At 65.2% G+C, this 12,745-nt stretch carries 11 protein-coding genes; 9 read left to right on the forward strand and 2 right to left on the reverse strand.

Going from position 1 to position 12,745, the window contains the following annotated elements:
* Nucleotides 1–10 precede the first annotated feature (10 nt).
* Nucleotides 11–1,258, forward strand: a complete 1,248-nt coding sequence (locus AC2T4A_RS14685) for a lipoprotein-releasing ABC transporter permease subunit (RefSeq protein ID WP_416744999.1) — start codon at nucleotides 11–13, stop codon at nucleotides 1,256–1,258.
* Nucleotides 1,259–1,392: 134 nt separating this feature from the next.
* On the opposite strand, the gene AC2T4A_RS14690 is transcribed toward AC2T4A_RS14685, so the two are convergent.
* On the reverse strand, nucleotides 1,393–1,923 hold the full coding sequence (locus AC2T4A_RS14690; protein ID WP_486743591.1) for a DUF2062 domain-containing protein: 531 nt from the start codon (nucleotides 1,921–1,923) through the stop codon (nucleotides 1,393–1,395).
* Between the two features lie 152 nt (nucleotides 1,924–2,075).
* On the opposite strand from AC2T4A_RS14690, the gene AC2T4A_RS14695 reads away from it, so the two are divergent.
* From AC2T4A_RS14695 to murB, 8 genes are all read left to right on the forward strand, one after another.
* Nucleotides 2,076–4,286, forward strand: coding sequence for a DNA internalization-related competence protein ComEC/Rec2 (locus AC2T4A_RS14695; RefSeq protein WP_486743683.1), 2,211 nt, complete (start codon nucleotides 2,076–2,078; stop codon nucleotides 4,284–4,286).
* Between the two features lie 71 nt (nucleotides 4,287–4,357).
* On the forward strand, nucleotides 4,358–4,993 hold the full coding sequence (locus AC2T4A_RS14700; protein WP_017519262.1) for a MotA/TolQ/ExbB proton channel family protein: 636 nt from the start codon (nucleotides 4,358–4,360) through the stop codon (nucleotides 4,991–4,993).
* Entirely contained in the window at nucleotides 4,990–5,439 is a 450-nt protein-coding gene (locus AC2T4A_RS14705) for an ExbD/TolR family protein (RefSeq protein WP_486743592.1), read from the forward strand. Before AC2T4A_RS14700 ends, AC2T4A_RS14705 begins: the two co-directional genes overlap by 4 nt.
* Entirely contained in the window at nucleotides 5,439–6,437 is a 999-nt protein-coding gene (gene lpxK, locus AC2T4A_RS14710; protein WP_486743593.1) for a tetraacyldisaccharide 4'-kinase, read from the forward strand. Before AC2T4A_RS14705 ends, lpxK begins: the two co-directional genes overlap by 1 nt.
* Before the next feature lie 53 nt (nucleotides 6,438–6,490).
* Nucleotides 6,491–6,676 carry a Trm112 family protein gene (locus AC2T4A_RS14715; RefSeq protein ID WP_009621404.1) on the forward strand — a complete coding sequence of 62 codons (186 nt, stop codon included), beginning with the start codon at nucleotides 6,491–6,493 and terminating at the stop codon, nucleotides 6,674–6,676.
* Between the two features lie 4 nt (nucleotides 6,677–6,680).
* Nucleotides 6,681–7,445, forward strand: a complete 765-nt coding sequence (kdsB, locus tag AC2T4A_RS14720) for a 3-deoxy-manno-octulosonate cytidylyltransferase (RefSeq protein WP_478377539.1) — start codon at nucleotides 6,681–6,683, stop codon at nucleotides 7,443–7,445.
* The gene (locus tag AC2T4A_RS14725) at nucleotides 7,445–7,909 is read left to right on the forward strand and encodes a low molecular weight protein-tyrosine-phosphatase (RefSeq protein WP_486743594.1); all 465 of its coding nucleotides are present in this window, start codon (nucleotides 7,445–7,447) and stop codon (nucleotides 7,907–7,909) included. Before kdsB ends, AC2T4A_RS14725 begins: the two co-directional genes overlap by 1 nt.
* The gene (gene murB / locus AC2T4A_RS14730) at nucleotides 7,906–8,925 is read left to right on the forward strand and encodes a UDP-N-acetylmuramate dehydrogenase (protein WP_486743595.1); all 1,020 of its coding nucleotides are present in this window, start codon (nucleotides 7,906–7,908) and stop codon (nucleotides 8,923–8,925) included. Before AC2T4A_RS14725 ends, murB begins: the two co-directional genes overlap by 4 nt.
* Nucleotides 8,926–9,197: 272 nt before the next feature.
* On the opposite strand, the gene rne is transcribed toward murB, so the two are convergent.
* Nucleotides 9,198–12,374 carry a ribonuclease E gene (rne, locus tag AC2T4A_RS14735; protein WP_486743596.1) on the reverse strand — a complete coding sequence of 1,059 codons (3,177 nt, stop codon included), beginning with the start codon at nucleotides 12,372–12,374 and terminating at the stop codon, nucleotides 9,198–9,200.
* Nucleotides 12,375–12,745 lie beyond the last annotated feature (371 nt).

Here is a 12,745-nt window from a genome sequence, read left to right on the forward strand (position 1 = left end):
GGATAACGGAATGTTCAGACCCCTGTCCGTCTTCATCGGCACCCGCTACACCCGTGCCAAGCGACGCAACCACTACATCTCGTTCATCTCCCTGACCTCGATGATCGGCCTCGCCCTGGGCGTGCTGGCCATGATCGTGGTGCTGTCGGTGATGAACGGCTTCCAGAAGGAAATGCGCTCGCGCATCCTCGGTATGGTGCCGCATGCCGTGCTGCAGCAGACCAGCGGCCCGCTGGACGACTGGCAGCGCGTGGCCGAGGTAGCGAAGCAGAACCCGAAGATCGTCGGCGCGGTGCCCTACACCGAAGTCGACGGCATGCTCTCCTACAAGGGCATGATGCAGCCCATCGAGGTGGATGGCGTCGATCCGGCGCTGGAAACCCAGGTATCGATCATCGGCCAGCACATGGTCCGCGGCAGCCTCGATGACCTCAAGGCCACCGAGTTCGGTGTGGTTGTCGGTGAGATCACGGCGCGACGCTTCCATGTCAACGTCGGCGACAGCCTGCTGTTGATCGTTCCTGAGCCGAGCACCGCGCCCGGCGGCATCACTCCGCGTATGCAGCGCCTGAACGTGGTCGGCATCTTCAAGGTCGGCGCCGAGTTGGACAGCACCCTGGCGCTGATCCACGTGGACGACGCAGCCAGCCTGATGCGTTGGCAGCCCGGCCAGGTGCAGAGCGTGCGTATCGCCCTGAAGGACCTGTTCCAGGCGCCGGAAGTCGGTGCAGCCATCGCCAAACAGCTGGGAGACGGCTACCGCTCGGTCGACTGGACCCACACCCAGGGCAGCCTGTTCAGTGCGATGAAGATGGAAAAGACCATGATCGGCCTGCTGCTTCTGCTGATCGTCGCGGTCGCCGCCTTCAATATCATCGCCACGCTGATCATGGTCGTCGCCGACAAGCGTGCGGACATCGCCATCCTGCGCACCCTGGGCGCCACGCCGAAGCAGATCATGGCGATCTTCATGGTGCAGGGCACGGTGATCGGCCTGATCGGCACCGTCATCGGTTGCGTGCTGGGTGTGCTGGCGGCGTACAACGTCACCGCCATCGTCTCGACCCTGGAGCGCGTGGCCGGCACCCATGTGTTCAATTCGGACATCTACTTCATCAACTACCTGCCGTCCGACCCGCAGATCAGCGACATCGTGCTGATCTGTGTCGCGGCGCTGTCGATGAGCTTCCTCGCCACGCTGTACCCGGCCTGGCGCGCGGCATCGACCCAGCCGGCAGAATCACTGCGTTACGAGTAATTCACCGGCCCATGAAAAAGCCGCCCCGAAGGGCGGCTTTTTCATACCTGTAGGAGCGAGCTTGCTCGCGAATCGCCCCAACGCCGGCCCAGCCGGTCAGAATGTTCGCGAGCAAGCTCGCTCCTACAAAAAGCTCATAGGCCGTTTTGCAGATTGCGCAGCGCCTGGCGACGTCGCCAGCTGCGGCCGATCCACCAGCGCCAGTAACCTTCGGTGACCAGGTAGCCAAGGATGCCTACCAGAATGCCGCAGATCACCGAGCCCAGCAGGAATGGCTGCCAGAGCAGCGCCAGTTCGCCGCTGATCCATTCCCAGGTCAGATGGTCGGGCAGGGCGCGCGCCGGGATACCCATCACCCAGGCGCCCATCTTGTAGGTGCAGTAGAACACCGGCGGCATGGTGATCGGATTGGTCAGCCAGACAAGGCCCACCGAAATCGGCAGGTTGGCCCGCACCCAGACCGCCAGCGAGGCGGCCAGCAGCATCTGCAGCGGGATCGGGATGAAGGCGGCAAAGAGCCCCATGCCCATGGCGCGGGACACGGAACGGCGATTCAGGTGCCAGAGGTTGGGCGACTGGATCAGCGGTCCGAGAAAGCGCAGGCCCTTGTGGTTCCTGATGCTCTCCGGATCCGGCATGTAGCGCTTGAAGATTCGGCGCGGCATGGAGGAAATCTCTGGCAGACGGACGACGCACCATTATGCCTAGCTAGGTGACAGTCATTCGTTGCCAACTATGTCCGTGTGTAACCGCCGCCGATTCATCGGATCAGCGGTTGCACGGGGCTCCAGGGAGGAGTCCTTTGCCTCGTACCGGGATGTTCGCGCTGGCCTGCGGGCTACTGCTCCTGCGCTGGATGCCGGCGCTCCCGCCGGGCTGGGTGCTCCTGCTTCTGCCCTTGGTCGCGCTGCCTCTGTTGTTCACTCGCTGCTATTTCGTCGGTCTGTTCCTGCTGGGTTTTGCCTGGGCTTGCCAATCCGCGCAATGGGCGCTGGATGACCGCCTGGCGCCGGCGTTGGATGGTCGCACGCTGTGGCTGGAGGGCAGGGTAGAGGGCTTGCCGGACCGCTCCGGGCCTTCGGTACGTTTTCTGTTGTCCGACGTTTCCAGTCCCCGCGCGAAGGTGCCTGCAACGCTGCGCCTGTCCTGGTTCGGCGGTCCGCCGGTGGAAGGCGGTGAGCGCTGGCGGCTGGCCGTGAAACTCAAGCGTCCCCATGGCATGGCCAATGGCGCGGGGTTCGATTACGAGGCCTGGCTCACCGCCCAGCGCATCGGCGCCACCGGCAGCGTGAAGGATGGCCAGCGCCTGGAGGCTTCCAGCGGCCCGCGCGCCTGGCGCGAGGCCTGGAGGCAGCGGCTGTTGGCGGTGGATGCCCATGGCCGCTCCGGTGCACTCGCAGCCCTGGTGCTGGGCGACGCTTCCGGGCTGACCACGGCGGACTGGCAGGTCCTGCAGGACACCGGAACTCTGCACCTGATGGTCATCTCCGGCTCGCATATTTCCCTGCTGGCCGGCTTGCTCTATGCCGTCGTCGCAGGCTTGGCGCGCTTGGGCTACTGGCCGCCGCGCGTTCCGTGGTTGCCTTGTGCCTGTCTGCTGGCCGGCGGCGGAGCCTGGGCCTACAGCCTGATGGCCGGGTTCGAGGTGCCGTTGCAGCGCGCCTGCGTCATGGTCTCCATCGCACTGCTCTGGCGTCTGCGTTATCGCCATCGCGGCTTGTGGACGCCGCTGCTGGGTGCCTTGCTGGCGGTGCTGCTGGTCGAGCCGCTAGTGGTGCTGTTACCGGGCTTCTGGCTGTCCTATGCGGCAGTGGCGCTGTTGATCTTTGGCTTCTCCGGGCGTCTCGGGCACTGGACCGCTTGGCGTACCTGGCTACGCGCGCAGTGGCTGATGGCGGTCGGGCTACTGCCCGCATCCATCGCCCTGGGCCTGCCGCTGAGTATTTCCGGCGTTGTGGCCAACCTGGTAGCGGTGCCCTGGGTGGAGTTGGTCGTCGTGCCGCTGGCCTTGCTGGGCAGCCTGGCGCTGGGAATTCCAAGGTTGGGCGAGGCATTGCTGTGGGTGTCCGGGGGGCTGCTGGAGTTGCTGTTCCGCCTGCTGGGCTGGATGGCCGGGCTGGCGCCCGCCTGGCAGCCGGTGGCAGCGCCGAACTGGGCGCTGGTGCTGGCGTTGCTTGGCGCGCTCCTGTTGCTGGCACCTGCGGGCGTTCCGATGCGCGCGCTGGGGCTGGTGATGTTCCTGCCGGTGTTCTGGCCGACAGTCCCGTCGCCCGTGCCGGGCACGGCCGAGATTCGCGTGCTGGATGTAGGGCAGGGGTTGTCGGTGCTGATCCGCACACGCAGCCAGGCCTGGCTCTACGACACTGGGGCGCGCAACGGTGATTTCGATATCGGCGAGCGAGTAGTGGTACCGACGCTGCGCAGCCTGGGCATCGGTCGCCTGGACATGTTGATGCTCAGCCATGCGGACAACGACCATGCCGGCGGCGCCGTGGCGGTGAAGCGCTCGTTGCGGCCGGCGCAGATTGTCAGCGGAGAGCCGGAGCGCCTGGCGGCTGAGCTGCAGGCCAAGCCCTGCCAGGTGGCGGAATGGCACGTCGATGGTGTCCGGCTCTCCAGTTGGGCGTGGCAGGGGGCGAGGGAAAGCAATGACCGCTCCTGCGCGCTGGAAATAGAAGCCAACGGTGAGCGCATCCTGCTCACTGGCGATCTGCCGCAAGCCGCTGAACTGGCATGGCTGGCCGCGCATCCGGGGAAGCATATCGACTGGCTGCTGGCCGGCCACCACGGCAGCCGCAGTTCCTCCGGGCCGAGATTCCTGCAGGCCATCCGGCCGACGACGGCGATCATTTCCCGCGGCGCCAACAACCCTTATGGACATCCGCATCCGTCGGTCGTCGAGCGCTTCCGCGCGCTGGGCATCCGGATTCAGGATACGGCGGAGCAGGGCGCGCTGACCCTGACGCTCGGTACCCATGGCGAGGTCCGGGGAGTGCGGGAAGGCGCACATTTCTGGCAGGAAAATTGAGCCTGGGGCGGTCGGCTCGCCACGGCCCCTGTGCTAGAGTGGCGCCACTTTTTTTCAGGGGATTCACCACTGTGTGGGAACTGGTCAAAGCTGGCGGCTGGATGATGCTGCCGATCTTGCTGAGCTCCGTCGCTGCCATGGCGATCGTCGCCGAACGTCTCTGGACCCTGCGCTTGAGCCGTGTGGCCCCGCCGCAGCTGCTCGGCCAGGTGTGGAAGCAGATCAAGGACAAGAAGATGAACAGCCAGGCTCTCAAGGACCTGCGCGCGTCTTCCCCGCTGGGTGAAATCCTCGCCGCCGGCCTGGCCAACTCCAAGCACGGTCGCGAGATCATGAAGGAGTGCATCGAGGAAGCTGCCTCCCGCGTCATTCATGAGCTGGAGCGCTACCTCAATGCCCTGGGCACTATCGCCGCCATGGCGCCGCTGCTCGGCCTGCTGGGTACCGTGTTCGGCATGATCCAGATCTTCAGCGCCTTCATGGGTGATGGCATGGCCAACGCGCCGATGCTCGCCGGCGGTATCTCCAAGGCCCTGATCACCACCGCGGCCGGCCTGATCGTGGCGATCCCGGCGGTGTTCTTCCACCGTTATCTGCTGCGCCGTGTCGATGAACTGGTCATCGCCATGGAGCAGGAAGCCATCAAGCTGGTGGAAGTGACCCAGGGCGATCGCGAAGTCGATTTCGTCGAGGAAGGCAAAGCGTGAAATTCCGCCGCAGAGCGGGCGGAGCGGCCCGCGAGGACGTCTTCATCAACCTGGCGTCGCTGATCGACGTGATCTTCGTATTGCTGTTGTTCTTCGTGGTCGCCACCTCGTTCACCAAGCCCTCGCAGCTCAAGGTGGAACTGCCTGAGGCGGTCAGCGGCACGCCGCCTGAAGCCACCGAGATCAAGCAGCTGGAAATCTCCATCAGCCTCGAAGGTCACTACGCCCTCAACGGCCAGAGCCTGGCCCGTGACGACCTGGAAAACCTGATGAGCGCCATGCAGCGCGAGTCCGCTGGCGACAACAGCCTGCCGGTGGTAATCACCGCCGACGGCAAGGTGGACTACCAGTCCGTGGTCACCGCGATGGATGCTGCCGGCAAGTTGGGCTTCACCCACCTGCGCATCACCACCATCGAGTCCCGGTCGGACAAGAAGACCCCCTGATGGCGCTCTCCGACCGCCTGCTCGACGCCTGGTACAAGGGTCACCCGGCCCTTGCCTTGCTCAGGCCGCTCGAACTGCTCTACCGGCGCGTCGCCCAAGGCCGCCGGCAGGACTTCCTCTCCGGCGCCAAGCCGGCCTACCGCGCTCCCGTACCGATCATCGTGGTCGGTAACATCACCGTGGGCGGTACCGGCAAGACGCCGATGATCCTCTGGCTGATCGAACACTGCCGCACCCGTGGACTGAAGGTCGGTGTGGTCAGCCGTGGCTACGGTGCAAAACCACCGCAGACGCCCTGGCGCGTGCGTGCGGATCAATCCGCAGCGGAGGCGGGCGACGAACCGCTGATGATCGTGCGCCGCAGCGGCGTTCCGCTGGTAATCGACCCGGACCGTTCCAGCGCCGTGCGCGCGCTGCTGGCTGAAGAGCCGCTGGACCTGATTCTCTGCGATGACGGTCTGCAGCATTACCGTCTGGACCGCGATCTGGAACTGGTGCTGATCGATGCTGCGCGCGGCCTGGGCAATGGCCGTTGTCTGCCCGCCGGGCCGCTGCGCGAGCCCGTCGAGCGCCTGCAGGACGTGGACGCCGTACTGCACAACGGCGCGCCTTCCGATCCGCCGGGCGCCTTCTCCTTCGTCCTGCGACCTTCTGCCCTGGTCAATCTGGCCTGCGGCGAACGCCGCGGCGTCGAGCATTTCCCTGCCGGACAAGAGGTTCACGCCTTGGCCGGGATCGGCAACCCCCAGCGTTTCTTCAAGACGCTTGAGGCGCTAAACTGGCGGCCGATTCCGCATCCCTTCCCCGACCATGCGGCCTACACCGCCGAGCAGCTGCGCTTCACGCCGGAACTGCCGTTGGTCATGACCGAGAAGGATGCGGTGAAATGCCGGTCCTTCGCCGCGCCCGACTGGTGGTATCTCGCCGTCGAAGCGCAGCCGTCGCCGGCCTTCGTCGCCTGGTTCGACGCCCAGCTCGAGCGCCTGCTCGCCCGCTGATCCGGCGCCGCAACCCTGCGCCGCCTGCTTAATTCATGTTCAAGGAACGCACCATGGACCCGAAACTCCTCGATATCCTCGCCTGTCCGCTGTGCAAGGGCCCGCTCAAGCTCACCGACGACAAGTCCGAGCTGATCTGCAAGGCCGACGGCCTGGCCTACCCGGTACGCGACGGCATCCCGGTGATGCTCGAAGGCGAGGCGCGTACCCTGAACGTCGATGAGCGTCTGGATAAGTAATCCCATGAGCCAGGCCTACACCGTCGTCATCCCCGCCCGCTACGCCTCCACCCGTCTGCCCGGCAAGCCGCTGCAGGACATCGCCGGCAAGCCGATGATCCAGCACGTCTGGGCCCAGGCTGGCAAAAGCTCGGCCGCCCAGGTGGTGGTCGCCACCGACGATCAGCGTATCTTCGAAGCCTGCCAGGGCTTCGGCGCCCAGGTGGTGCTGACCCGCGCCGAGCACAATTCCGGTACCGACCGCCTGGCGGAAGTGGCCGATGCGCTGGGCCTGGCCGACGACGCCATCGTGGTCAACGTGCAGGGCGACGAACCGCTGGTGCCGCCGTCGATCATCGATCAGGTGGCCGCCAACCTCGCGGCGCACCCGGAGGCGGGCATCGCCACCCTGTGCGAGGAAATCCACGACCCGGCCGCGTTGTTCAACCCGAACATCGTCAAGGTGGTCAGCGACAAGAACGGCCTGGCCCTGACCTTCAGCCGTGCCACATTGCCCTGGGCGCGCGACGCCTTCGCAGTGGATCGCGAAAGCCTGCCGGCCAATGTGCCGTACCGCCGGCATATCGGCATCTACGCCTACCGCGCACGCTTCCTGCGCGATTTCGTGGCCTGGGGCCCGTGCTGGCTGGAAGACACCGAGTGCCTGGAGCAACTTCGGGCGCTCTGGCATGGCGTGCGCATCCACGTGGCTGACGCCCTGGAAGCGCCGCAAGCTGGCGTCGACACCCCGGAAGACCTGGAGCGCGTCCGGCGCATCCTGGGGGCCTGATGAAGGTCCTGTTCGTCTGCCTGGGCAACATCTGCCGCTCGCCCACCGCCGAAGGCGTGTTCCGCCACAAGGTACGCGAAGCCGGACTTGAGGATCACATTGAGATCGACTCGGCCGGCACCGGCGACTGGCATGTCGGCAAGTCGCCGGACGCGCGCACCCGCGCCGCCGCGCTACGCCGCGGCTATGACCTGTCGAGCCTGCGAGCGCGGCAGGTCAGCGTCGCCGATTTTTCCCGCTACGACCTGGTCCTGGCTATGGACGACGCCAACCTGCGCGATCTCAAGCGCCTGCGTGGCAGCAATGGCAAGGCGGAGCTGGACCTGTTCCTGCGCCGCTACGAGCTGGAAATCGACGAAGTCCCCGATCCGTACTACGGCGGCGAGGACGGCTTCGAGCAGGTGCTTGACCTGGTGGAAAGGGCCTGTGACGGCCTGCTGACGGAAGTGAAGGGGCGCCTGTGACGCTGCAACTGCAAGAACGCATTTCCCTCAAGCCCTACAACACCTTCGGTGTGGAGGTCTCGGCGCGCTGGTTTGCCCAGGCCCACGACGACGCCGAGGTGCGCGCGGGTATCGCTGCCGCTGTTGAAAAGGGCCTGCCGCTGATGGTCATTGGCGGTGGCAGCAACCTGCTGCTGACCCGTGACGTCGAGGCGCTGGTACTGCGCATGGCGTCCCGTGGTGTGCGTGTCGTCAGTGATGACGGCGAGCGCGTGGTGGTCGAGGCGGAAGCTGGCGAAGTGTGGGACGACGTCGTGCGCTGGACCTTGGGTCAGGGCTTTGGCGGGCTGGAAAACCTCAGCCTTATCCCCGGCACCGTGGGCGCCGCGCCGATGCAGAACATTGGCGCCTATGGCGTCGAGATCAAGGATGTGTTCGCTGGTTTGACCGCGTTGGATCGCCAGAGTGGCGAGTTGCGCGAGTTCAGCCTGGAAGACTGCGCCTTCGCCTACCGCGAAAGTCGCTTCAAGCGCGAGCCCGGTCGCTGGCTGATCCTGCGTGTGCGCTTCGCCCTGAGTCGTGCGGCAAAACTGCATCTGGACTACGGCCCGGTGCGCCAGCGTCTGACGGAGGAGGGCGTTACTGCGCCGACGGCAGCCGATGTTTCGCGGGTGATCTGCGCGATTCGTCGCGAAAAGCTCCCGGACCCGGCCGTGCTGGGCAATGCCGGCAGCTTCTTCAAGAATCCAGTGGTGTCCGCGGATCAGGCAGCGGCCCTGCGTCAGCGCTACAGCGATCTGGTAGCCTACCCGCAGGGTGACGACCAGAGCAAGCTGGCCGCTGGCTGGCTGATCGACAAGGCTGGCTGGAAAGGCTTCCGTGACGGCGCCGCCGGCGTGCATGCGCAGCAGGCGCTGGTGCTGGTCAACTACGGTGGAGCCACAGGTGCGCAGTTGCATGCCTTGGCGCAGCGTATTCGCGACGATATCCAGCAGCGCTTCGGCGTGGAGCTGGAGATGGAGCCGAATCTCTACTGAGGTCGCTGTAGTCGTGAAGAAGGGATGCCTCGGCATCCCTTTTTTGTGCCGACCGTTCACGTTCTTCCTGTAGGAGCGAGCTTGCTCGCGAACAGGTGCCAGCGACGGACCCGAACTGGGCGTAGGAGCGGACTCCGCCTGCAATAGGTTCACATCGCGCCGGAAGCCTATCGCGGACGGAGTCCGCTCCTACGAAAACCGGCGGGCGCCGCAGTTCGAGGGCAATAAAAAAGGGGATGCCGATGCATCCCCTTTTTCAGATCAGGAAGCTATCAGTTGTGGTGCTTTTCCACCACGGAACCTTCTTCTTCCTCGGCCTTCTCGCCTTCAACCTGCTCGGCAGTCGCTTCGTGGGCTTGGGCTTCGTTCACCACTTCGGCCACAACGGTCTCGGCAGTGACATCAGCGGTCGGCTCGACCACGACTTCGGCTTCCACGGCAGCGGCCTCTTCAACCACGGCTTCGACGACCGGAGCCTGCTCCACCTGCGGAGCGGCAGCTGCAGCGGCGGCGGCTTCGCGGGCAGCGCGTTCCTGGCGACGACGCTCGCGCGGGTCGTTGGAAGCGCGGCCGGTGGCGTTTGCCGGAACGGCCGGGGCCGCTTCTTCGGTTGCAGTCGGGGCAGTAGCCGGAGCTTCCTCGGCAACTACCGGGGCTTCTTCGACCAGTTGGGCGACAGCTTCGATCACGGTTTCAGCAGCCGGAGTGGATGCTTCTTCCGCAATGGTCGGCTCGGTCGCAGCCACTTCAATGGTTTCGTTGGCAACTTCTACCGATTCTGCAGCCTGTTCGCTGGGCTTGGCCAGGAACTCGATGGTCTGCTCCAGGGCGCTTTCGGTGCGAACCGCTTCGACGATGCCGGATTCGACTTCAACAGTTTCAACCTGGGCTTGAGCAACAGGTTGCTCCTGCTCGGCGGCGGCTTCGGCAACGACTACAGCGGTAGCGGCAGCAGCAACCATGGCAGCGGGCGACGGAGTGTCGGAGCCAGCTTGCTCGGCAGTGCCTTCGGCGCTGCTTACTTCGCCTTCTGCACCTTCAGCACCATCCACGCCGGCTTCACGCTGACGCTCGCGGCGGTTGCTGCGGCGACGCTGGCCACGGGAACGGCGACGCGGACGCTCGTCATCCGAGCCTTCGTCGTCCTGTTGCTCCAGCAGCTCCTCGTTCGGCAGCTCTTCGGCTTCCAGGGCGGCAGCATCGCGGGCCTGACGGTCTTCGCGCGGCTGGCGCTCTTCACGGGGCTGACGTTCGGCGCGCTCGCCACGCTCACCGCGGGGTTGACGCTCTTCGCGCGGCTGGCGTTCTTCACGCGGTTGACGCTCGGTACGCTCACCACGCTCTTCGCGGGGCTGACGCTCCTCGCGCGGTTGGCGTTCGGCGCGTTCTTCACGCGGCTGGCGCTCTTCACGCGGTTGACGATCGGCGCGCTCTTCACGCGGCTGGCGTTCCTCGCGCGGTTGGCGCTCGGCACGCTCTTCACGCGGTTGGCGCTCCTCGCGAGGCTGACGCTCGGCGCGTTCTTCACGCGGCTGACGCTCTTCGCGAGCCGGACGTTCGGCTCGCTCGCCGCGTTCGTCGCGACGACCGCGCTCTTTACGCTCGTCATCACGGCGGCCACCGTCGCGACCATCACGGCGACGATTCTGCTGGCGGCCATTGCGACGCTCGCCCTGGCTTTCGCTGCGCTCGGTAGCCGGTTTGGTAGCGGCGGCAGCTGGAGCCTGCTCGGGCTTGCTGCCGGCGAACAGGCCTACCAGCGACTTCACCAGGCCCTGGAACAGGCTCGGCTCGGGCATGGGTTTGGTGGCTTCGACGACTGGAGCTTCAGCGGCGGTCTGCTGTGGGGCGGGAGTCTGCGGGGAAACGGTCTTCACCGCGGCTTCCTGACGAACCAGGGTGCGGGTGGCGCTGACCGGCTGGATTTCCTCGTGCTCTTCCGGGGCCATCTCATAGCTGGCGTGGCCGGCAAGCAGCTCGGGGTTGTCGTCACGCAGGCGCTGCACTTCGAAGTGCGGAGTTTCCAGGTGGTCGTCCGGCAGGATGAAGATGCGCGCGCGGGTGCGCAGCTCGATCTTGGTAATGGCGTTGCGCTTCTCGTTAAGCAGGAAGGCAGCGACATGGAACGGCACGCGCGCACGAACCTCGGCGGTGCGGTCCTTCAGGGCTTCTTCCTCGATCAGGCGCAGGATGGCCAGCGAGAGGGATTCGACGTCGCGGATGATGCCTTGGCCGTTGCAGCGCGGGCAGACGATGCCGCTGGTCTCGCCCAGGGACGGACGCAGGCGCTGACGGGACATTTCCAGCAGGCCGAAGCGCGAAATGCGGCCAACCTGGACGCGGGCGCGGTCAGCTTCCAGCGCTTCGCGGACGCGTTCTTCCACGGCGCGCTGGTTCTTCGCCGGAGTCATGTCGATGAAGTCGATGACGATCAGGCCGCCGATGTCACGCAGACGCAGCTGGCGGGCGATTTCCTCGGCCGCTTCCAGGTTGGTCTGCAGGGCGGTTTCCTCGATGTCGCCGCCTTTGGTGGCGCGCGCCGAGTTGATGTCGATGGACACCAGGGCTTCGGTCGGATCGATGACGATGGAGCCGCCCGACGGCAGCTTCACTTCGCGCTGGAAGGCAGTTTCGATCTGGCTCTCGATCTGGAAGCGGTTGAACAGCGGAACGCTGTCCTGGTACAGCTTCACCTTGCTCGCGTACTGCGGCATGACCTGCTGGATGAAGTTAAGGGCTTCTTCCTGGGCGTCGAGGCTGTCGATCAGCACTTCGCCGATGTCCTGGCGCAGGTAGTCGCGGATGGCGCGGATGATGACGTTGCTTTCCTGGTAGATCAGGAACGGACCGCTGCGCTCGCCGGAGGCTTCCTTGATGGCGCCCCACAGTTGCAGCAGGTAGTCCAGGTCCCATTGCAGCTCTTCGGAGCTGCGGCCCAGGCCCGCGGTGCGGACGATCAGGCCCATGTCGCCGGGAACGGTCAGGCCGTTCAGGGCTTCACGCAGTTCGTTGCGCTCTTCACCCTCGATGCGGCGGGAGATGCCACCGGCGCGCGGGTTGTTGGGCATGAGCACCAGGTAACGGCCGGCGAGGCTGATGAAGGTGGTCAGGGCGGCGCCCTTGTTGCCACGTTCTTCTTTTTCGACCTGGACGATGACTTCCTGGCCTTCGCTCAGGACGTCCTTGATGTTGATGCGGCCTTCAGGATTCTTCTTGAAGTATTCGCGGGAGATTTCTTTGAGGGGGAGGAAGCCGTGGCGTTCGGCGCCGAAGTCGACGAAAGCGGCTTCGAGGCTCGGCTCGATGCGGGTGATGCGGCCTTTGTAGATGTTGGCCTTCTTCTGTTCGCGCGCGCCGGACTCGATGTCCAGGTCGAACAGGCGTTGGCCGTCTACCAGCGCTACACGCAACTCTTCGGGTTGAGTCGCGTTGATCAGCATTCTTTTCATGTAGTACCAATGGTTTCCGGGGCCACCGGAAACGGCGATCGGCACACACGACTCTCACGGTCGGTGCTAAGGCACGTACTCAGGAATGGCGGACCATTCCCGTGTCCAGCGGCAGCAGGAGAAATCTGCTGTGCCGCGACTACGTTTCCTGCTTGTCGAGTAAGAACAAGCACTCATCAGGAGGAGGAATTAGCTGTCAGATGCGGACGATAAGTGCGTCTACGTTCAAGGCATGCGTTCAAGGCATGAACGCAACGCAATCCGACAGTTGTGCATCTCCGCCCTGCACATTTCCTTAAGAGCCGGGTGCCACTCGCTGAATCCGGGAGCGGGGTTGGCTTTTATCACGGCTACCTTGGTGGCCGTGGTCA

It is taken from the genome of Pseudomonas sp. PVC-3-1 (assembly GCF_057444315.1).

What these genes read in the sequence shown, in the direction of transcription:
- kdsB (WP_478377539.1), top strand. Translation starts at nt 6,681, where the DNA reads ATGAGCCAGGCCTACACCGTCGTCATCCCCGCCCGCTACGCCTCCACC.
- AC2T4A_RS14685 (WP_416744999.1), top strand. Translation starts at nt 11, where the DNA reads ATGTTCAGACCCCTGTCCGTCTTCATCGGCACCCGCTACACCCGTGCC.
- AC2T4A_RS14695 (WP_486743683.1), top strand. Translation starts at nt 2,076, where the DNA reads ATGTTCGCGCTGGCCTGCGGGCTACTGCTCCTGCGCTGGATGCCGGCG.
- lpxK (WP_486743593.1), top strand. Translation starts at nt 5,439, where the DNA reads ATGGCGCTCTCCGACCGCCTGCTCGACGCCTGGTACAAGGGTCACCCG.
- AC2T4A_RS14715 (WP_009621404.1), top strand. Translation starts at nt 6,491, where the DNA reads ATGGACCCGAAACTCCTCGATATCCTCGCCTGTCCGCTGTGCAAGGGC.
- rne (WP_486743596.1), bottom strand. Translation starts at nt 12,374, where the DNA reads ATGAAAAGAATGCTGATCAACGCGACTCAACCCGAAGAGTTGCGTGTA.
- AC2T4A_RS14690 (WP_486743591.1), bottom strand. Translation starts at nt 1,923, where the DNA reads ATGCCGCGCCGAATCTTCAAGCGCTACATGCCGGATCCGGAGAGCATC.
- AC2T4A_RS14725 (WP_486743594.1), top strand. Translation starts at nt 7,445, where the DNA reads ATGAAGGTCCTGTTCGTCTGCCTGGGCAACATCTGCCGCTCGCCCACC.